Annotated in this window: 22 protein-coding genes; 18 read left to right on the top strand and 4 right to left on the bottom strand. The window is 63.6% G+C overall.

What is annotated here, in order from left to right:
• Both M2361_RS22680 and M2361_RS22675 read right to left on the bottom strand, forming a co-directional pair.
• Complete coding sequence (locus tag M2361_RS22680; protein WP_259251893.1) at positions 1-711, bottom strand: SAM-dependent methyltransferase; 711 nt, start codon at positions 709-711, stop codon at positions 1-3.
• Entirely contained in the window at positions 708-1,310 is a 603-nt protein-coding gene (locus M2361_RS22675; protein ID WP_259251892.1) for a Maf-like protein, read from the bottom strand. The genes M2361_RS22680 and M2361_RS22675 overlap by 4 nt, the downstream gene beginning before the upstream one ends.
• Positions 1,311-1,465: 155 nt before the next feature.
• Here M2361_RS22675 and M2361_RS22670 point away from each other — a divergent pair, with 155 nt between their 5' ends.
• From M2361_RS22670 to M2361_RS22585, 18 genes are all read left to right on the top strand, one after another.
• Positions 1,466-2,062 (top strand): DUF177 domain-containing protein, encoded by a 597-nt coding sequence (locus tag M2361_RS22670; protein ID WP_259251891.1) that lies wholly within the window; start codon positions 1,466-1,468, stop codon positions 2,060-2,062.
• Positions 2,063-2,114: 52 nt separating this feature from the next.
• Positions 2,115-2,297: a 50S ribosomal protein L32 gene (gene rpmF / locus M2361_RS22665; RefSeq protein WP_006218037.1), complete on the top strand. Its 183-nt coding sequence runs from the start codon at positions 2,115-2,117 to the stop codon at positions 2,295-2,297.
• 59 nt (positions 2,298-2,356) lie between these two features.
• Positions 2,357-3,424: a phosphate acyltransferase PlsX gene (plsX, locus tag M2361_RS22660; protein WP_050447630.1), complete on the top strand. Its 1,068-nt coding sequence runs from the start codon at positions 2,357-2,359 to the stop codon at positions 3,422-3,424.
• Entirely contained in the window at positions 3,424-4,410 is a 987-nt protein-coding gene (locus tag M2361_RS22655) for a beta-ketoacyl-ACP synthase III (protein WP_259251890.1), read from the top strand. The genes plsX and M2361_RS22655 overlap by 1 nt, the downstream gene beginning before the upstream one ends.
• A gap of 92 nt (positions 4,411-4,502) precedes the next feature.
• Entirely contained in the window at positions 4,503-5,438 is a 936-nt protein-coding gene (gene fabD / locus M2361_RS22650; RefSeq protein ID WP_259251889.1) for an ACP S-malonyltransferase, read from the top strand.
• 4 nt (positions 5,439-5,442) lie between these two features.
• On the top strand, positions 5,443-6,192 hold the full coding sequence (gene fabG, locus M2361_RS22645; protein WP_127183742.1) for a 3-oxoacyl-ACP reductase FabG: 750 nt from the start codon (positions 5,443-5,445) through the stop codon (positions 6,190-6,192).
• 216 nt (positions 6,193-6,408) lie between these two features.
• Positions 6,409-6,648, top strand: coding sequence for an acyl carrier protein (gene acpP / locus M2361_RS22640; RefSeq protein ID WP_003813816.1), 240 nt, complete (start codon positions 6,409-6,411; stop codon positions 6,646-6,648).
• Between the two features lie 185 nt (positions 6,649-6,833).
• Positions 6,834-8,063: a beta-ketoacyl-ACP synthase II gene (gene fabF / locus M2361_RS22635; protein ID WP_259251877.1), complete on the top strand. Its 1,230-nt coding sequence runs from the start codon at positions 6,834-6,836 to the stop codon at positions 8,061-8,063.
• A 495-nt stretch (positions 8,064-8,558) separates the two neighbouring features.
• Complete coding sequence (rpoE, locus tag M2361_RS22630) at positions 8,559-9,158, top strand: RNA polymerase sigma factor RpoE (protein ID WP_006218045.1); 600 nt, start codon at positions 8,559-8,561, stop codon at positions 9,156-9,158.
• Between the two features lie 12 nt (positions 9,159-9,170).
• The gene (locus tag M2361_RS22625) at positions 9,171-9,686 is read left to right on the top strand and encodes a sigma-E factor negative regulatory protein (protein ID WP_259251876.1); all 516 of its coding nucleotides are present in this window, start codon (positions 9,171-9,173) and stop codon (positions 9,684-9,686) included.
• Complete coding sequence (locus M2361_RS22620) at positions 9,686-10,732, top strand: MucB/RseB C-terminal domain-containing protein (protein ID WP_259251875.1); 1,047 nt, start codon at positions 9,686-9,688, stop codon at positions 10,730-10,732. The genes M2361_RS22625 and M2361_RS22620 overlap by 1 nt, the downstream gene beginning before the upstream one ends.
• Before the next feature lie 46 nt (positions 10,733-10,778).
• Positions 10,779-12,251 carry a Do family serine endopeptidase gene (locus tag M2361_RS22615; RefSeq protein ID WP_259251874.1) on the top strand — a complete coding sequence of 491 codons (1,473 nt, stop codon included), beginning with the start codon at positions 10,779-10,781 and terminating at the stop codon, positions 12,249-12,251.
• Positions 12,252-12,478: 227 nt separating this feature from the next.
• Positions 12,479-14,272 (top strand): translation elongation factor 4, encoded by a 1,794-nt coding sequence (gene lepA / locus M2361_RS22610; protein WP_100857321.1) that lies wholly within the window; start codon positions 12,479-12,481, stop codon positions 14,270-14,272.
• A gap of 23 nt (positions 14,273-14,295) precedes the next feature.
• The gene (gene lepB / locus M2361_RS22605) at positions 14,296-15,180 is read left to right on the top strand and encodes a signal peptidase I (RefSeq protein WP_259251873.1); all 885 of its coding nucleotides are present in this window, start codon (positions 14,296-14,298) and stop codon (positions 15,178-15,180) included.
• A 2-nt stretch (positions 15,181-15,182) separates the two neighbouring features.
• Complete coding sequence (rnc, locus tag M2361_RS22600; RefSeq protein ID WP_100857319.1) at positions 15,183-15,944, top strand: ribonuclease III; 762 nt, start codon at positions 15,183-15,185, stop codon at positions 15,942-15,944.
• Positions 15,941-16,831, top strand: a complete 891-nt coding sequence (era, locus tag M2361_RS22595; RefSeq protein ID WP_259251872.1) for a GTPase Era — start codon at positions 15,941-15,943, stop codon at positions 16,829-16,831. The genes rnc and era overlap by 4 nt, the downstream gene beginning before the upstream one ends.
• Positions 16,824-17,411 carry a DNA repair protein RecO gene (gene recO, locus M2361_RS22590; RefSeq protein WP_259251871.1) on the top strand — a complete coding sequence of 196 codons (588 nt, stop codon included), beginning with the start codon at positions 16,824-16,826 and terminating at the stop codon, positions 17,409-17,411. Before era ends, recO begins: the two co-directional genes overlap by 8 nt.
• 18 nt (positions 17,412-17,429) lie before the next feature.
• Positions 17,430-18,338, top strand: a complete 909-nt coding sequence (locus M2361_RS22585; RefSeq protein ID WP_259251870.1) for a LysR family transcriptional regulator — start codon at positions 17,430-17,432, stop codon at positions 18,336-18,338.
• A gap of 15 nt (positions 18,339-18,353) precedes the next feature.
• On the opposite strand, the gene M2361_RS22580 is transcribed toward M2361_RS22585, so the two are convergent.
• Together M2361_RS22580 and M2361_RS22575 are read right to left on the bottom strand one after the other, a co-directional pair.
• Positions 18,354-19,454, bottom strand: a complete 1,101-nt coding sequence (locus tag M2361_RS22580; RefSeq protein WP_259251869.1) for a pyridoxal-phosphate dependent enzyme — start codon at positions 19,452-19,454, stop codon at positions 18,354-18,356.
• A gap of 3 nt (positions 19,455-19,457) precedes the next feature.
• Positions 19,458-20,438 (bottom strand): succinylglutamate desuccinylase/aspartoacylase family protein, encoded by a 981-nt coding sequence (locus tag M2361_RS22575; protein ID WP_259251868.1) that lies wholly within the window; start codon positions 20,436-20,438, stop codon positions 19,458-19,460.
• Positions 20,439-20,470: the final 32 nt, after the last annotated feature.

Raw genomic sequence — 20,470 nt, 5'->3', positions numbered from 1 at the left:
TCAGCGGGCCAAGTAGAGGAACAGCGTGGGCAGCTTGTCCAGTTGGGGTGCGGGCAGTTTTTTCCAGTCGGCGATGGTATGCGTGACCACCCATTCGTCCGCGGTGGTGACCGAGCGCGCCACGCACAGCTTGGTGTCGCCTTTCAGGCTGGCCAGCAGCGTGGCGAACATGGCGGCGTTGCGATAGGGAGTTTCGATCAGCAACTGGGTCTGATTGTGCTTGGCGGAATGCTGCTCCCAGGCCTTCAGTTGCTTGGCGCGCTCGGCGGCATCCACCGGCGCGTAGCCATGGAAGGCGAAGCGCTGCCCGTCCAGCCCACTGGCCATGAGGCCCAGCAAGATGGACGAGGGGCCGACCCAAGGCCGGACCGGTATTCCCAGGCGATGGGCGGCGTCGACGACCTTGGCGCCCGGGTCAGCGACGGCCGGGCAACCGGCCTCGGAAACCAGGCCGATCTCGGCCCCTTGCTTCACCGGAGCCAGCCAGGCATTGATCTGGCCGGCGTCGATCTTGTCGGTCAGGGTGTGTATGGTGATTTCTTGCAGCGGGCGCGTAGTGCCGATCAGCTTGAGAAAAGCGCGCGCGGTCTTGGCGTTTTCGGCGATGTAGGTGTCCAGTCGACCGGCCAATGCGCGCACGTCGGCCGGCAGCCAGCGCTCGGGCGGGGCGTCGCCCAGGCCGACGGGAATCAGGTGCAGGGCGCCGTTCATGCTGGTGCGCCCGGGGCGTCCAGCGGGTCTAGCCCAAACTGCGCCAGCATGCGCGTCAGCGCGATCAACGGCAGCCCGATAATGGCGGTCGGGTCATCGCTCTGGATGCTTTCCATCAGGGCGATGCCCAGGCTTTCCGCCTTGGCGCTGCCTGCGGTATCGTAAGGTTCTTCGGCGCGCAGGTAGGCGTCGATGGCGGAGTCCGACAACTGGCGGAAGCGGCAGAGCGTAACGATGTCGGCTTTTTCCACCCGTTGGCCGTCCGTGACCGCCAGAGCGCTGTGAAATGCCACGGTTTGCCCTGACAACGTGCGTAATTGCGCTTGGGCGCCGGGAAAATCTCCCGGTTTGCCGATAGGCTGGCCATCAATGGTGGCCACCTGATCCGACCCGATCACGATGCTGCCCGGGTGCTTGGCCGCCACGGCCATGGCCTTGGCAACCGATAACCGCAGGGCCAGCGCTTCAGGCGTTTCCCCGGGGTGTGGCGTTTCGTCTACATCGGGGGAAATAGCGGTAAAGGGCAGGCGCAGGCGTGACAGCAATTCCTTGCGGTAACGCGAGCTGGACGCGAGGATCAGGCTAGGCTTTGAAGGCATTCGGTATTTGACGTGTAAGCGTAAGTCGCAGTATTATCTAACGTTTTGCGGGATTTTTGCAGCCGGAAGTAGAAGGTAAGACGGAAGGCAAAGCAAACGGCTAAGGCAAAAAGCTAAAGCAAAAAGCTAAAGCAAAGTCCCGCGAATGCAAAGGATTGATCATCAAGCGCATCGATGCATTCGCATTTGCCCATAGTGGCAGGGAAGCGCAAGGCACCATACCTCTTGTGCGGTTTACGCGCGCGGTTGAAGGGTTACCTGAACAACCGCTGGGCGATGCCGGGCTTGTGACATGGTCCGTGCGCGGCGAGATTGGTAAGTCGGGGCTGTTGCTTGGCCGGCCGCTTCTGCATGTTCATGTGCAAGCGAATCCGGTGCTGGTGTGCCAGCGGTGCAATGTACCGTTTGTCTATCCGGTCGATAGCGAAGTCCTCTTGCAGCTGGTTAAGTCTGAATCCGATCTTGATGATGGTTTTACCAACGGTGATGTCACCGACGGTTCTGCCGGCAGCGACGACGAAGACGAAGAAGGAAATGGTTTTGTGTCCAACCAACCTGAAAAGGTGGTGGGTTCGCATCACTTTGATCTGCTGGCCCAGATCGAAGATGAGCTCATTCTGAGCGTTCCGTATGTGCCCAAGCATGATGTATGCCCGGGCGCGCAGGCCAACGTCAGCGAAGTTCCTGAAGAACCCGCTGTCAAGCGTCCGTCGCCGTTTGCGGTGCTGGAACAACTGAAGCACAAAGATTGAGATCAACATCGGGCCGCATCGCGTACAATGCGCCCCGTTTCTAGGAGTCATCATGGCCGTTCAACAAAACAAGAAGTCCCCCTCCAAGCGCGGTATGCACCGTTCGCACGATTTTCTGGTTGCTCCGTCGACCGCCATCGAGCCGAACACCGGTGAAACCCACCTGCGTCACCACATCAGCCCCAATGGCTTCTACCGTGGCCGCAAGGTCCTGAAGACCAAGGCCGACGAATAAGGCCCCCGGGCCGAACTCGTACTCGGACCAATTCGGCTGAGCGCTGATACCTGGCACCCGTGATACGCATCGCCATAGACTGTATGGGCGGAGACTTCGGTCTGCCCGTCACGATTCCGGCTGCGATCGAGTTCGCCCGGCAATTTCCGGATACCCGGCTATTGCTGGTCGGGCTTCCCGACGCGATCGAAGCGGCGCTCTCCGAGCACCGCGACGTTGCGCGCGATCGTATGGAAATCGTGGCGGCTTCTGAAGTCGTCACCATGGACGACCCTGTCGAGGTCGCCCTGCGCCGCAAAAAAGACTCCTCCATGCGCCTGGCCGCCCAGTCCGTCAAGGATGGGCGCGCCGACGCCTGCGTTTCCGCGGGCAATACCGGCGCGTGGATGGCCATTTCACGCTACGTGCTCAAGACGCTGGACGGCATTGACCGCCCCGCGATCGCCACGTCCATTCCGAACCAGACGGGCCGCGCCACCACGGTGCTGGACCTGGGCGCGAATGTGGACTGCACAGCCGAGCACCTTCTGCAATTCGCCATCATGGGCGCCGCGCTGTCGCAGGCGGTGGACCATCGTGAGAACCCCACCGTGGGCTTGCTCAACATCGGCGAAGAAGTCATCAAGGGCAACGAAGTCGTCAAGGAGGCCGCCGAGCTTCTGCGCGGCAGCCCCTTGAATTTCTACGGCAACGTGGAAGGCAACGACATCTTCAAGGGCACGGTCGACGTCGTCGTTTGCGACGGCTTTGTCGGCAACGTCGTGCTCAAGTCCGTTGAAGGGCTGGCGAAGATGCTGTCCAGCATCATCCACGAAGAGTTCAAACGCAATATTTTCACGTTGCTGGCCGGGGCTATCGCCAAGCCCGTGCTGAACCGCCTGCGCAACCGCGTCGATAATCGCCGCTACAACGGCGCGGCGTTGTTGGGCCTGCGCGGCGTGGTCATCAAGAGCCACGGTTCCGCGGATGTCTACGCCTACGGTTTTGCATTGCAGCGCGCCCGTGAAGCCGTAGTGAGTAAACTGCTGGAGCGCACCGCTCAGACGGTCGCTCAGATTACCAAGCGCGTTCAGTCGGAAGAGGGCGCCGCAACGCCTCCCGCGAACGTGGCTGGGGACACCGCTTGATGGATACCGCAATGAAATATTCCGCAATCGCGGGCACCGGCAGTTTCTTGCCGGAACGCGTGGTTTCGAATGACGAACTGGCTGCGGAACTGGCGACGCGCGATATCGCCACGTCCGATGAATGGATCGTCGAGCGCACGGGCATCCGTCAGCGCCACCTTGCCGAGCGTGGCGTCACGACCAGCCAGCTTGCCACCGAGGCGTCGCGTCGTGCGCTGGCCGACGCGGGCGTTGAAGCGTCCGACGTGGACCTGATCATCGTCGCGACCTCCACCCCCGATTTCGTATTCCCCAGCACCGCCTGCCTGGTGCAGGCCAATCTGGGCGCCAAGGGTTCTGCCGCGTTCGACGTGCAGGCCGTGTGCAGCGGCTTCGTCTATGCGCTCACCACCGCCGACAGCTTCATTCGCGCGGGCCGCGCCCGTTGCGCGCTGGTGATCGGCGCTGAAGTGTTTTCCCGCATCCTGGACTGGAACGACCGCAGCACTTGCGTGCTGTTCGGCGACGGCGCGGGCGCTGTCGTGCTGAAGGCTTCCGACGAGCCGGGCATCATGGCCGCGCAGTTGCATGCCGACGGCAGCCAGATGAAGATCCTGAGCGCCGCGGGCAACGTGGCCTATGGCGACGTTACTGGCGACCCCTTCCTGCGCATGGATGGTCAGGCCGTCTTCAAGCAGGCCGTCACGGTGCTGGACCGTTCGGCGCGCGACACGTGTGCGGAAGCCGGAATTGAACTCGCGGATGTCGACTGGCTGATTCCGCACCAGGCCAATGTGCGTATCCTGAATTTCCTGGCGCGCAAACTGGCCGTGCCGGTCGAGAAAGTCGTCATCACTGTTGATAGTCACGCCAACACGTCGGCCGCCAGCGTTCCGCTGGCGCTGGATGCCGCGCGCCGCGATGGCCGCGTCAAGCCCGGCCAGCTCATTCTGATGCAAGGCGTGGGTGGCGGATTCACCTGGGGCTCGGTACTGGCCCGCATGTAAGCGCGCGCCCAGGCGGGTGGCGCGACATGCGCCGCCGCCGAACGCGCGCCCGACATTCCAAACAGACACTGAATCAATTCAACCGGTTAATCATGAAAATTGCTTTTGTCTTTCCCGGCCAAGGGTCGCAGGCTGTCGGTATGCTGGATGCCTGGTCGGGCGTCGCTGCCGTCACGGACACCGTGGCGCGCGCCTCCGAGGCCTTGGGCCAGGACCTGGGCGCCCTAATCGCGCAAGGTCCGGCGGACCAGCTCAATCTGACCACGAACACGCAACCCGCCATGTTGACGGCCGGTGTGGCGTTCTATGCTGCCTGGACGGCCGCTGGCGGCCGCAAGCCCGACGTCGTCGCGGGCCACAGCCTGGGTGAATACGCGGCGTTGACCGCGGCAGGTTCGCTGACGCTGGAAGACGCTGTGCGCCTGGTGCGCGTGCGCGCTGACGCCATGCAGGCCGCCGTGCCTGTGGGTACGGGCGCCATGGCTGCCATCCTGGGCCTGGACGACGATGCCGTGCGCGCCGCGTGTGCCGCCGCCGCCCAAGGTGAAGTCGTCGAAGCCGTCAACTTCAATGCGCCTGCGCAGGTTGTGATCGCCGGCCACAAGGCCGCTGTCGAACGCGCCTGCGAACTGGCCAAGGCCGCGGGCGCCAAGCGCGCACTGTTGCTGCCCGTGTCCGCACCGTTCCACTCCAGCCTGCTCAAGCCCGCCGCCGACGTGCTCGCTGGCGCGCTGGCGAACGCGACCGTGTCCGCGCCGCAAATCCAGGTCATCAACAACGTCGACGTGGCCTCGCCCACGGAACCCGGTGCAATCCGGGATGCGCTGGTGCGTCAGGCATGGCATCCTGTGCGCTGGGTTGAAACCCTGCGCGCCATGAAGGCGCAAGGCGTCACGCACGTTATCGAATGCGGTCCCGGCAAAGTGCTGGCCGGCTTGACCAAGCGCATTGATCCCGAACTTACTGGCCTGGCCATTACCGATCCCGCTTCGCTTGAAGCCGCGTTGGCCGTCGTTAACGGAAATTAAAGACATGGACAACTCGATCGAACTGCAAGGCAAGATCGCGCTGGTGACCGGCGCCACGCGCGGCATCGGCCGTGCCATTGCCCAGGAACTGGCTGCGCGCGGCGCGACCGTGGTCGGCACCGCCACCACGGAATCCGGCGCGGCCGCCATCACCGAAGCCCTGGCGCCGTTTGGCGGCCGTGGCGTGGTGCTGAACGTGACGGACGCTGAAGCCTGCGACGCGCTGATCGACGCGCTGGCCAAAGACGGCGGCGGCCCCCACATCCTGGTCAATAATGCGGGCATCACGCGCGATACGCTCGCGATGCGCATGAAAGACGACGATTGGTCCGCCGTGCTGGATACCAACCTGACGTCCGTGTTTCGCCTGTCGCGCGCGGTGATGCGCAGCATGATGAAGGCCCGTTGGGGCCGCATCATCAATGTGACCTCGGTGGTCGGCTCCAGCGGCAACGCGGGCCAGGCCAACTACGCCGCCGCGAAGGCGGGCGTGTCGGGCATGTCACGTGCGCTGGCCCGTGAGTTGGGTAGCCGCAACATCACCGTGAACTGCGTCGCGCCCGGCTTCATCGACACCGACATGACGCGCGCGCTGGCTGAAAGCCAGACCACGGCGCTGCTGCAACAGATTCCGCTGGGCCGTTTGGGCTCGCCTGAAGACATCGCCCATGCGGTGGCCTTTTTGTCCGGGCCGCAAGCGGGTTACATTACCGGCACCACCCTGCACGTAAACGGCGGGATGTACATGCAATAAATCACGAATTGCGCGCCAGGCGGCTCAGGTCGCCGCGCCTTGCCGGGCAACCGGTCTGGGCGCCGCGCAGTTCAACCGGAAACGCCGCATACTGGTATTCCTGTGCCCTCAACGGGCGACAGAACAAGTGCGCGGTGTTATTTTTGTCACGGCCAGGCGTTGCTTTCCTCTACGCTTGGCTATAATTCGCGGGATTTTTCCCAATTGGAGATCTGCATGGAAAGCATCGAACAGCGCGTCAAGAAGATCGTCGCTGAACAACTTGGCGTCAACGAAGCCGAGATCAAGAACGAATCCTCCTTCCTTGACGACCTCGGTGCCGATTCGCTCGACATGGTCGAACTGGTCATGGCGCTCGAAGACGAATTCGAGACCGAGATCCCCGACGAAGAGGCCGAAAAGATCACGACCGTGCAACAAGCGATTGACTACATCAATTCGCACGGTAAGCAGTAAGCTCGATTTATATCCTTCCGGTTGCCCGACTTTCGGGGCCAACCGGGAAACGGGGCGGTTTCAGGAATTTGCCGTGTGGTCCGCGTGCGGGAAGGGCGTTGTAAAGCCCGACCCGCTTTCGCGTGGGCCACACGTGCAGCGCATCCCGAAAACCGCCTTTCTTTTGTCTGTTTGAGGAGTCATCCGTGAAGCGACGTGTCGTCATCACCGGCCTGGGTATCGTTTCTCCCGTTGGAAACGACCTGACCACCGCTTGGGACAATATCGTCAACGGACGTTCTGGCATCAGCCGCATCACCCGTTTCGATCCCTCGGCCATCACCACGCACATTGCTGGCGAAGTCAAAGACTTCGACATCAGCACCTATATCTCGAGCAAAGAAGCCCGCCAGATGGATACCTTCATCCATTACGGCCTGGCCGCCGGGATGCAGGCATGGCGTGACTGCGGCCTGGAAGTCACCGAAGCCAATGCCGAGCGCATTGGCGTGATCGTGGGCTCCGGCATCGGCGGTTTGCCGCGCATCGAAGAAACCCAGGTCGAATACATGGCCAAGGGTCCGCGACGTATTTCGCCGTTCTTCGTGCCGGGTTCGCTGATCAACCTGATCTCCGGTCATTTGTCGATTGCCTATGGCATGAAGGGCCCCAGCTACGCCGTTGTCTCGGCTTGCACGACTGGCCTGCATTGCATCGGCGACGCCGCGCGCCTGATCGAATACGGCGACGCAGACGTCATGGTGGCGGGCGGTGCTGAATCGACCGTGTCGCCGCTGGGCATCGGCGGTTTTGCCGCCATGCGCGCCTTGTCGACCCGCAACGATGATCCTCAGACGGCTTCGCGCCCCTGGGATCGTGACCGCGACGGTTTCGTCCTGGGCGAAGGCGCTGGCGTCCTGGTGCTGGAAGAGTACGAGCACGCCAAGAAGCGCGGCGCGCGCATCTATGGCGAACTGGCCGGTTACGGCATGAGCTCGGACGCGCACCACATCACGGCTCCGGACAAGGACGGCCCGCGCCGAGGCGTCATCAACGCGCTGCGCAATGGCGGCCTGAACGTGGACGACATCCAGTATGTCAACGCGCACGGCACGTCCACCCCCCTGGGCGACAAGAACGAAACCGAGGCGCTGAAGCTGGCGTTCGGCGATCACGCCAAGAAGCTGGTGGTCAATTCGACCAAGTCCATGACCGGGCACTTGCTCGGCGCGGCCGGCGGCATCGAGGCAGTGTTCACGACCTTGGCCGTGTACAACCAGGTTTCGCCGCCTACCATCAACATCTTCAATCAAGATCCTGAATGCGATCTCGACTACTGCGCGAACGAAGCGCGGCAGATGAAGATTGAAGTCGGCCTGTCCAACTCGTTCGGCTTCGGCGGCACCAACGGCTCGATGGCCGTGCGCCGGGTTTGATTTGGAAGGCTCCGACGCAGGGCGCTGGTCGCTGCATATGCCCATCGGGCGGCCGGCCGGCGTCCATGCGCTCTACGGTCTGGCCGTCGTAGTCGCGGCCGGCAGCGCCTTGATGGCGCTGTCCTGGCACGGCATGGCGGCAGAGGCCGCGGTAGTGGCGATTGCGCTGCTGCTGGTGCCGGCCTGGCTGTTACACTCGGCACGGAGCGGACCGTCCCCAGTATCGGCTTTGCGCACGGCGGCCGGGGCGGGGCGCTGGCAGGTTCGCCAGCCGCAAGGCTGGCAAGACGCGCGCTTGTTGGATCACCAGCGCGGCCCTCGCTGGCTTACGCTCATTTTGCAGCCCTTGCCCACCGGGAGTACCGTCTTTACAAATAGCACAATCACCCTCACCGTCTGGCAGCGGACGTTGCACCCCCAGTCTTGGCGGCGCCTTTGCCTGCTGACGGGTACAACGCAGCAGGCTCGCCCGGCGGCACGTAGGCGGGAGACGTCATGAGCGAGCGCGAAGTCGACGCGGAGTTGGTCGCGCGCGTTCAACGGGGCGACAAGAAGGCCTTTGATCTGCTGGTGCTCAAGTACCAGCGCAAGATCCTGCGCCTGCTGGCCCGGATGATCCGCGACCCCTCGGAAATCGAGGATGTAGCCCAGGAAGCGTTCATCAAGGCTTATCGGGCCTTGCCCCAATTCCGGGGCGACAGCGCTTTTTACACCTGGTTGTATCGTATCGCCATCAATACGGCGCGCAATTGGCTGGCCTCGCAAGGCCGGCGTCCCAGCGCGCCCAATGCGATAGAAACGGAAGACGGTGAAACTTTTAACGAAACCGACAACCTAACCGACATAAGCACGCCGGAATCCATGGTTGCCAGCCGCGAAATCGCCGAGACGGTGAACGCGGCCATCGAGGAATTGCCCGAAGAGTTGCGCACCGCAATTGTCCTGCGTGAAATCGAAGGTATGAGTTACGAAGACATCGCCCAAAGCATGGATTGCCCCATTGGTACGGTGCGCTCCCGCATTTTTCGTGCGCGTGAGGCCATCGCGACCAAATTGCGTCCATTGCTTGGCACCGATGCCGAGCGTCGCTGGTAAGGAGTGGCAGTCATGCAAACAGCAGCCAAGTCCGTTGAAATCGCCGAGGCCTCCTGGGAGGAATCGGTTTCCGCCTGGATGGACGGAGAAGATTCCGACGATATTCTTTCCAGTCTGTTGTCCAAGGAAGGACGTCAGACCTGGGACACCTATCATTTGATCGGTGATTCTCTACGCAATGCTGATCTGGCATTGACGCCCAGCGCCGCGTTCCAGTCGCGGCTGGCGCGTGCGCTTGACGCGGAACTGCCTATCGTGGCCGCGCCGCGGCGACGTTCGCCGTTGCGGGTCGGCCTGTCCGGCCTGGCCGTGGCGGCTGCGGTGGCTACGGTCGCCTGGGTGGCGCAGCCTTACCTGACCGGCACGCCGGCCACGGAAGTGCGCGTGCTGGCCGATGCCAGCGGCACGCCCACAGCGGTCTCCGCCGCTGATGACGCCGGCCTGCGCGACTACCTCGAGGCCCATCGCCAGATGGCCGGCCCCAGCGCGGTCCGACAAGTCTCGTTCGACGCCGGAGCCGGACGTTGATGGCGCTGGCGTTACCGACACGTTGGCCGCGCGCAGCCTCCTGGAACGCACATCGCGCCGGATGGTTTGCCGCTACGCTTCTGACCGCTTTTCTGTCTGCCCATGAGCCGGCGCGCGCCGCCGATGCGGCCCCGGCCACGGATGACGTCGTCCAACTGCTGACGCGCATCCAGCAAGCCGCGCGCAAGCAGGACTATGCGGGCGTCTTCATGTATCAGCAGGGCGAAATGATCCAGTCCTCGCGCTTGGTGCACATGTTGGACGGCACCGGCGAGCGCGAGCGCCTCGAGATCCTGGACGGCCAGCCGCGTGAATACCTGCGTCACAACGACGACGTACAGTGCCTGATTCCCGAGCGCAAGACCGTGCTGATCGAACGCCGGCGCGGCGACCGCTTTCCCGGCTTGTTGCTGGGTGATCCGGCCAATCTTGCCGAGCACTACAAAATCCGCACCGAGGCCAAGCTGCACCGGGTGGCGGGCCGCGAATGCCGCCTGATCACGATCGAACCGCTGGACAAGCTGCGCTACGGCTATCGCCTTTGCGCCGACGTTGAAACCAATCTGTTGCTCAAGGCGCAAACGCTGAATGCGGCCCGAGGCGTGGTTGAGCAAGTGTCGTTCACGTCGCTGCGCCTGGGCTCGGAAGTCGATCCGCAACAACTGAGTTCGCGCTGGAGCACGCGCGACTGGAAGGTGCTGGAATCGACCATGACGCCGGTCGACCTGACGGCCCAGGGCTGGCGCATTCCTGCCCCCAAGGGCTTCAAGGTGGTCATGCAGGTGTCGCGGTCGATGGGGCGCGGCGCGGCGGTCAGCCAGATGGTGTTGTCCGACGGCTTGGCGGCCATCTCGGTTTTCATCGAGCCCTATGACAGCGAGCGCGGACATCATCCGCCGCCCGGGGCCGCGCAGCGCGGGGCCATCACGGTGTATGGCACGCGCATTGCTGATTACTGGTTGACGGCCGTGGGCGAGGTGCCCGTGGCAACGCTGGAACAACTTGCGCAAGCGACAGAATACGTGCCGGCCGCTGGGTCCAAGTGATTCAGGCCCGGGCCACAGGCAGCAAGCAGCAACTTCGGAGTAACTTATGAAAGCAATGACGGTGTCGAACGCTTTTTTCCGGCGCTTTCTGGTGGCCGTGGCAGCAGGGGTTTTCATGTCTGCCGCCTATGTGCCCGCTTCTGTCGCGCAAACGCCCTTGGTGGCGTTGCCCGACTTCACGGGGATTGTCGAAAAAGCTGACCCGGCAGTGGTCAACATCCGTACGACGGCCACCGTGCCGGTCCGTGGGCCTGGCCCCGGCGGCGGTAGCGACCCCTACGAACTCTTTCGCTGGTTCTTCGGCCCCGACATTCAACCCCCTGGCGGCGGCGGGCAAGTGCCTGCGCCGCGCCAGCGGCCCCAGCCTGAAGAACGTACCGTGCCGCGCGGCGTGGGATCGGGCTTTTTTGTGTCTGACGACGGCTACATCCTGACCAACAACCACGTGGTGGTTGACGCAACGGATATCTACGTCACCTTGACCGACGGACGTGAGTTCAAAGCCAAGGTCATCGGCACCGACGAACGTACCGACGTGGCGCTGATCAAGATCGAAGCCAAGGACATGGTTCCGCTGGTGATTGGCGACCCCAAGAAGCTGAAGAAGGGCCAATGGGTGCTGGCGATCGGTTCGCCGTTTGGCCTGGATTCCACCGTGACCTCGGGCATTGTCAGCGCGATCGGTCGTGACACCGGTGAATACCTGCCTTTCATCCAGACGGACGTTGCCGTCAACCCGGGTAATTCGGGCGGGCCCTTGATCAACCTGGATGGCGAGGTTGTGGGTATCAACTCCCAGATCATTTCGCGCAGCGGCGGCTTCATGGGTATTTCTCTGGCCATCCCCATCGACGAAGCAATGCGCGTCGTGGACCAATTGCGCACCACCGGCAAGGTGACTCGCGGCCGGGTTGGCGTGCAGATCGGTGAAGTGGGCAAGGACGTGGCCGAAGCCATCGGGCTGCCCAGGGCGGAAGGCGCGCTGGTCAGCAGCGTTGAAGTCGATGGCCCCGCCGAACAAGCGGGCGTGCAGCCGGGCGACGTGATCTTGAAGTTCAACAACGAACCGATCAAGCGCTGGTCCGACCTGCCGCGCATCGTGGGTGAAACCAAGCCTGGCACGCGCGCCGACATGCAAGTGTGGCGCAAGGGCAAGAGCCTGACGTTGGCGGTCAAGGTGGGTGAGATCCCGACCGAAAAGGCGGCTGCGGCCGAAAAGAAAGCGGCGCCCGTGCCGGAGGTGACCAATGCGCTGGGCCTGGGCGTGGTGGATGTGCCGGCCGACGTGCAGAAGAAGCTGCGCATCAAGGGCGGCGTCCAGGTGAAGGCCGCCGAGGGCGCGGCCGGCAAGGCCGGCCTGCAGGAAGGCGACATCGTGTTGGCTTTGAACGACACCGACGTGACGGGTGCCAAGCAATTCGGCGAACTCGTGGCCAAGCTCGACAAGAGCCGCACTGTGGGTCTGCTGGTGCGCCGTGGGGACCAGACCCAATGGGTCGCGGTGCCTGCATCGAAGTAGGGCAGGTTTGCCCCGGTGGGGCGCCTTTTTGCCAGGCTGCGGGCAGCCGGCAGAAAAAATTGCCCAAGACCGGCTAAAATGGCTGGTTGCCGCAAGAGGGGGCGCTTGGCGCCCCCTCGTTTTGCCCGGGTTTTGCCCCGTCAGCGCCCCTCTCGTCAGCCGTGTGTTCTCCGGCGGCGGCGTCTTCCGGCCTGGTGCCGAGTGTTCCGTCCCTTATAATTTCAAGCATGCAGCATATTCGCAACTTCTCCATCATTGCCCACATCGATCATGGCAAATCGACCTTGGCCGATCGCTTGATCCAGCGCTGCGGCGGATTGGCGGATCGCGAAATGTCGGCGCAGGTGCTCGATTCCATGGAAATCGAGCGCGAACGCGGCATCACCATCAAGGCCCAGACCGCTTCCCTGCAATACAAGGCGAATGACGGCAAGGTCTACAACCTGAACCTGATCGACACCCCGGGGCACGTGGACTTCTCGTACGAAGTCAGCCGCTCGCTGTCGGCCTGCGAAGGCGCGCTGCTGGTGGTGGACGCGTCGCAGGGCGTGGAAGCACAGACGGTCGCCAACTGCTACACCGCCATCGAGCTGGGCGTGGAAGTGGTGCCGGTGCTGAACAAGATGGACCTGCCGCAGGCGGATCCCGAAGGCGCGCGCCAGGAAGTGGAAGACGTCATCGGCATCGATGCCTCCGAAGCGGTGCTGGCCAGCGCCAAGACGGGCATGGGCATCGACGAAATCCTGGAAACCATCGTGGCGCGCGTGCCCGCGCCCAAGGGCGACCCCGAGGCGCCGCTGCAAGCCCTGATCATCGACTCGTGGTTCGACAACTACGTGGGCGTGGTCATGCTGGTGCGCATCATCAACGGCGTGCTCAAGCCCAAGGACAAGATCCTGCTGATGGCCTCCGGCGCCACCCACCTGTGCGAGCAGACCGGTGTGTTCACGCCGAAGTCGCAACAGCGTCCGCACCTGTCGGCGGGCGAAGTGGGCTTCATCATCGCCGGCATCAAGCAGTTGGAAGACGCCAAGGTGGGCGATACGGTCACGCTGGCCAACAAGCCCGCGCCGTCCGCGCTGCCCGGCTTCAAGGAAGTGAAGCCGCAGGTGTTCGCCGGCCTGTATCCGGTGGAAAGCTCTGAATACGACCAACTGCGCGATTCGCTCGACAAGCTCAAGCTGAACGACGCCGCGCTGATGTTCGAACCGGAAGTGTCGCAAGCGCTGGGTTTTGGCTTCCGCTGCGGCTTCCTGGGCTTGTTGCATATGGAAATCGTGCAAGAACGCCTGGAGCGCGAATTCGACATGGACATCATCACCACCGCGCCGTCGGTGGTGTATGAAGTCGAGCAGCGCGATGGCTCCGTGATTACCGTGGAAAGCCCGTCGCGCATGCCCGAAGTGGGCAAGATCCAGGACATTCGCGAACCCATCGTGAAAGTCACGCTGTTCATGCCGCAGGACTACGTCGGCCCGGTCATGACCCTGTGCAACAACAAGCGGGGTTCGCAGATCAACATGAGCTATCACGGCCGCCAGGTGCACCTGGTGTACGAGATTCCGCTGGCCGAAATCGTGCTCGACTTCTTCGACAAGCTGAAGTCGGTATCGCGCGGCTACGCCTCGATGGACTACGAATTCCTGGAATACCGCTCGGCCGACGTGGTGCGTGTTGACCTCCTTATCAACAACGACCGTGTCGACGCGCTGGCCGTGATCGTTCACCGCAGCAACGCACGCCATCGCGCCCGTGACGTTGTCACGCGCATGCGTGGGCTGATTCCCCGCCAGATGTTCGACGTGGTCATCCAGGCCGCCATCGGCGCCGAAATCATCGCGCGTGAAAACGTGAAGGCCCTGCGCAAGAACGTGCTGGCCAAGTGCTACGGCGGCGATATCTCGCGCAAGAAGAAGCTGCTTGAAAAGCAGAAGGCCGGCAAGAAGCGCATGAAGCAGGTGGGTAGCGTTGAGATTCCGCAGGAGGCGTTCTTGGCCATCCTGCAAGTGGAAGACAAGTAGAACCAAAAGAAGGCGGTTAGCTGATGAGTTGGAACTTTGCCCTGATCCTGTTTGTTCTGCTGGTCTTGACCGGCATTATCTGGGTGCTTGATCTGGCGGTGCTGCGGCGTGGCCGCGAAGCGCGGGCGCAAGCGGCAATGGCGCAGTACGATGCGGCCCTGGTCGGAGACGCCCAGGAAGCCGAACGCCTGCGCCGCGAAGCCGGCGACATCGCGCGGCGCGTGCCCTGGTGGATCGAATATGCCGTCAGCTTCTTTCCCGTCATTCTGTTCGTGTTCATGCTGCGCTCGTTCGTGGTGGAGCCGTTCCGGATTCCGTCGGGTTCCATGTTGCCGACGCTGCAGTCGGGTGACTTGATCCTGGTGAACAAGTTCAGCTATGGCTTGCGCTTGCCCGTGATCGACAAGAAGGTGATCGACATTGGTGAACCCAAGCGCGGCGATGTGTTCGTGTTCCGCTATCCCGTTGATCCGGACGTGGACTACATCAAGCGTGTGGTGGGCCTGCCCGGCGATGAAATCGCCTACCTGGACAAAAAACTGTACGTCAACGGTGAACTCGTGCCCCATGTGCGCGACGGCGACTACTTCGAACCGGACCGAGTTTCGTATATTGCGCAATATAAAGAGAAGTTGGGCGACGTTGAGCACAAAATACTGCTAGATGAGAACAAGCCGCAGGATTATTCTCCGATGTGGCAATTTCCTCACCGCCAGAACTGCCAATACAGCCGCAATGGGGTACGCTGCAAAGTACCTGAAGGCAGTTATTTCGCCATGGGTGATAATCGGGACAACAGCGCGGACAGCCGGTACTGGGGCTTCGTACCTGAAGCCAATATCGTCGGACGCGCGTTCTTCATCTGGATGAATTTCAGCGATCTCAGCCGCATCGGCCGGTTCAACTGATTATGTCGCTAGCCACGCTAGAAAACCGCCTGGATCACCACTTCGGTGATCCGGCTTTGCTTGAACAGGCACTGACGCATCGCAGTCATGGTGCGCGCCACAACGAGCGCTTGGAATTCCTTGGGGATTCCGTGCTGAACTTCGTCGTGGCGGCCATGCTGTTCGAGCGCTACTCGAAAATTGACGAAGGCGATCTGTCGCGGCTGCGGGCCAATCTGGTCAAGCAGGCCTCGCTGGCGGATATCGCCCAGCGCCTGGAGCTCTCGCAGTATCTGCGCCTGGGCGAAGGCGAATTGAAAAGCGGCGGGTTCCGCCGGCCATCGATTCTTGCCGACACGGTCGAGGCGCTGTTTGGAGCCGTCTTTCTGGACGCGGGCTTTGAGGCCGCGCGCCGCGTGATCGTGCGCCAGTACCTGCCGGTGCTGGCCTCGGTTGACCCCAAAACGCTGGGCAAGGACGCCAAGACCTTGCTGCAGGAATTCCTGCAAGGCCGCAAGTTGGCGCTGCCGCTGTATACGGTGGTGGCCACGCATGGCGCGGCCCACAGCCAGCAGTTCGAAGTCGAGTGCGCCATCCCGGCGCTCGAGATCAAGGTTACGGCGCCCGGCGCCAGCCGCCGCGCCGCCGAGCAATCGGCGGCCAAGCTGGCTTTGGAGGCGGCGCTGGCTATCAGCCCGGCTACCAAGGCTGCCCGCAAGTCGGGCAAGGCGCGCAAAACCGCGCAATTGTCGCTGCCCGTGGCAGTGGCTCAAGAGACTAAATGAGCGATACCCCTTTTCGTACCGGCTTTGTTGCCATTGTTGGCCGCCCCAATGTGGGCAAGTCCACGCTGACCAACGCCCTGATCGGTTCCAAGATCTCCATCGTGTCGCGCAAGGCGCAGACCACGCGCCATCGCATCCATGGCGTGTTGACGCGCGAACACGAGCAGTTCGTCTTCGTTGATACCCCCGGTTTCCAGACGCGCCATGGCGGCGCCATGAACCGCATGATGAACCGCGTCGTAACGCAGGCCCTGGCCGACGTTGACGTGGTGGTGCATGTGGTCGAGGCCGGCAAGTGGTCGGAAGGCGACGCCAAGTTGCTGCCGCTGTTGCCCAACCCGGAACGCACGATTCTGGTCGTCTCGAAGATCGACCAAATGAAGAATCGTGATGATCTCTTCGCCTTCGTTTCCAAGATCGTGGCGCTGCATCCGTTCGGCGCCGTGGTGCCGATTAGCGCCACGAAGAACCAGCAACTGGATCAGTTGCTGGAAGAAATTGCCACGCGCCTGCCCGAAGGCGAGGCGATGTTCGAAGAAGACACCCTGACTGACCGCCCCATGCGCTTCATTGCCGCCGAACTGGTGCGCGAGAAGATCTTCCGCCTGGTCGGCGACGAGCTGCCCTACGGCTGTACCGTCGTCATCGAGCAATGGGAAGAGACCCCCAAGGGCGCCAGCATCAACGCCTGCGTGGTGGTCGAGCGCGACAGCCACAAGCCCATTCTCTTGGGCACGGGCGGCATGCACATGAAGCGTATCGCCACGGAGGCGCGGCAGGACATCGCCAAGCTGCTGGACAAGCCCGTGCACCTTGAGGTCTACATCAAGGTGCGCAAGGGGTGGTCCGACCGCGAGGGTGCGCTCCGCGATCTGGGCTATGAGTAGACGGGCGCCTCGCGTCCAGGATCGCCCGGGCTTTATGCTGCACGCCACCGCGTGGCGTGAGACCTCCCTTATTGTTCAGACTTTTTCCCGCGATCATGGCTGTGTGGCCATGGTCGCCAAGGGCGCCAAGCGCCCTTACTCGGTGCTGCGGCCCGTGTTGTCGGCCTTTCAGCCCTTGTTGCTGTCCTGGACCGGCAATGGCGAAGTCAAGACGCTGACGCGCGCCGAAATCGCGGGCATCCGCCCGTTGACCGGCACCGCACTGATGTCCGCCTGGTACATGAACGAGCTTTTGCTGCGTCTGCTGCCACGTGAGGACGCCCACCCCTTGTTATTCGATGCCTACGACATGGCGTTGCAGCAGTTGTCCAATGGCACGCGCGCCGCGGGCGCGTTGCGCCGCTTTGAATGGACCTTGCTGCGCGAGACCGGCTATGGCGTGGACGAAGCCGCGCCCGATTTCGAAGACACCGCCATCGAACCCGCGCTGCGCCGCGACTTGCGCGAGCGCCTGGCCGAAATTCTTGCCGGCCGCCCCTTGTCCACCCGCCGCGTCCTGATGGACTTGCAGCGCGTCTGAGCGTGCCGCAAGCAGCCTATGACCTTCACGCTGAAACAGGTCGAGACGTTCCGCACCGTGTACGAAACGGAAAGCGTGACGGCCGCGGCCCGGCGGCTGGATGTGTCGCCCGCGACAGTCAGCGCGACCTTGGCCGCGCTGGAAGCCAGCATTGAGTTGCGCTTGTTCGAGCGCGTGCGCCAGCGGATGCAGCGCACGCCCGAGGCCACCTTGCTGTACGAGGAAATTCGCCGCTTGAACGTGGGGCTGGAAAGCCTGGGGCGCAAGATCCGCGCGATACGTGGCGCCGCGCAGCCGCGCCTGCGCATTGGTTGTATCCATGCGTACGGCGGCACCATCGTCAGCGATGCGATCTCGCGGTTTCGCACGCGCTATCCCGACACGCCCCTGTATTTGCAGATTCGGGACTCCAACACCTTGCGTGACATGGTGGTGTCGGGTGAGCTCGACCTGGCGGTGGTGGCCGACGAATCTGAACTGGAAGGGCTGCTCGGCCACCGGCTGGCCAGCTTGCGTGCCGTGGCGGTGTTTCCCGCCGGCCATGCGCTGGCGCGCGTGGAACGCGTGGAATTCGCCCATCTTGCAGACGCCGAGATCATCGCCCTGAATGCGGAGGACGGCTCGCGCAAGCGCCTGGATTCGCTATTGCTGCAGGCGGGGCTAAGCCTGAACGTGGCCATCGAAACCCCGTATTCCAGCACCGTGTGTCAACTGGCGCTGGCGGGGCATGGGGTAGGCATCGCCAACCCGGCCACCGCGGTGGGGATGGAGGCCGCGGGCCTGTGCTACCGCCCGCTGAATGCGCCGGTGCATTTTGAATGCCACATGATCCTGCACGGCAGCCGGCCCCTGTCCGAGGCCGGCAAATTCTGGGCCACCTGCCTGCGCGGCGCGCTGGCCCCGCTGGTGGAGCGCTTCGGCGTCTAGGGCAGCAAGGCTCGTTCAGCCGCGGCGTCCGTCCGAGGTCAGCATCAGCACCACCGACGATTCGGCATCCAATACGCCTGAGCGCCGCAGCCGAGCCACTGCCGCCAGCGCGGCCGCCGAAGACAGCTCGGTGCTGATCCCCCTGCGTTCCAGCCGTTGCTGCGCCTGGGCGGCCGCCGAATCGGATACTTCCACCGGCATGCCACTTGAGCGCGACAAGGCCTCCAGGGACTGTAGCGTGCAGGTGCCGCCGGCAATGGAGTACTGGTCCGTTGCCGCGTCCCACAAGCCGCGCGCGTCCCCGGTGGCTTGAGCTTGCGACAGGCGCGCATAGGGCTCGACGGCGTGCAGGCGGGGCAGGTGTTGGATACGGCCGCTATGCAACAGGTGCTGCCAGCCCAGGAAGATTCCCCAAAGCAGATCGCCGCGCGCGGTGGGCACGATGATGTCGGTGGGCAGGCCGCAGCGGTCCAGGATTTCGGCGGCGATGGGCTTGTAGCCCTCGACGCCGTAAGGGTGTGTGCCGACGGGCGGATTCAAATAATTGGTGCCCGCGAATGCGCCGTGGTTGCGGCATAGGTCTTCCACGTACGGCCAACGGGCCAGGCTGTCTTCGAAGGCGCTGAGCTTGGCGCCGAAGCGTTCCATGGCTTCGCGCTGCAGGGGAGGGCAGTTGCGGGTGATGGCGATATCGGCCTGCAAGCCGGCGGCGGCGCAATAGGCGGCGATCGAGACGCCGGCATTGCCGCTGGAAGCCGCCGCTACGCGGGTGGCGCCGGCCAGCCTTGCCCGCGATACCAATTGGGCCGCCATGCGGTCCTTGTGGCTACCGGTGGGGTTGGCGCCTTCACATTTAAGCCAAAGCTGGCCGATGCCTTCGGCCTGGGCCAGGTCCAGCGCTTCCAGGCAGGGCGTGTCGCCTTCACCCAGCGTGATGGGGGCCAGGATCGGCAAGGGCATGGCGGGGTTGTCGCTGGGCGAGTGGTAGCAGCATTCCAGCGTGGCGGGGTGGCCGACCGCCAGGCAATGGGGGCAGCCTTCGGGATAGTCGCCGGGCGGCCACAGGCTTGCACAGCGAATACAACGCAGGCCGGACAATCTTGGGTTCATCTGCATGGGTCAGTATTTCGACACGAGAGTTTCAAGGGGAAGGGCGGGCGCCACTTGCAGCAGGCAGTCGCCGTCGTCGCTGCGGGCAATGGCGCGCAGGCACACGACCGTGCCTGCTTGGGGGCTGTGCACAGGGCGCATGGGAGTGTCGGGGCGGGCGGGCTCGATCAAGCGGCCAATCTGCTGGCCCGCCGTGACTGACTGCCCCAGTTCAACGCCGGGCACGAACACGCCGGGTTCGCTTGCCCGCAGTGTGGCGGCGGGGGCGTCCAGGTCGTAAAGCTGGATGTTCGGGTTGCTGGGGCTTGGGTGGCCGGGCAGCAGGCCCAGTTCGCCCAGACAACCGAGCAGCCCATCACGGCAGCGCTCGATCAGGGCAGCGTGGGTTTCTCTGCCGCCGCCGATCTCGGCGCTCAGGCGCAATACGCCGTGGCGGCTGGCCGAGGCCGGCATGGAGCCCGCTTCATTGCCGCGAAAGAACACGCAATGCGGCAGGCCGAACGCGCGCGCCAGGGCGGGCAGGCGCTCGTCGTAGGCGTCGTTGCCGTAGCGCGTGATCACGGATGACGGCAGATAGCGCAGGGACGCGCCACCGCTGTGCACGTCGACCATGGCCTGCACGCGCGGCAGCAGACGCGCTTCCAACGCGGCCGCGACGCTTTCGGTGTAGCCGCGCGCCGGGGCGCCCAGGAAGGCGCGGTTCAGGTTGCCGCCATCGGCGGGAGACAACCTTGTACCGGCCAGCGAGGCCTCCGCGTTGACGGCGGGCAGCAGATAGACCGTGCCGCGTTGCAGAACGTGGGGCAGGTGATGCCACAGATCCAGGATGGCCGCCTGGCCTTCCCATTCGTCGCCATGCACGCCGGCAATCAGGGCAACGGCGGGGCCGGGGCCGGCGTCGATCCGCAACACGGGGATGGTGATGCGCCGATAGGCCGATTCGTTGGTCGCGGCGGCGACGGAGAAGTCTTCCCGGCTTAGCTGAACCATGTGGCGCCTCCCGCCGAGGTGTCTGCGGAAGG

The organism is Achromobacter sp. JUb104 (assembly GCF_024806975.1).
In the GTDB taxonomy this organism is placed as follows: domain Bacteria; phylum Pseudomonadota; class Gammaproteobacteria; order Burkholderiales; family Burkholderiaceae_B; genus Achromobacter; species Achromobacter spanius.
This window is presented reverse-complemented; position numbering and strand designations above follow the sequence as displayed.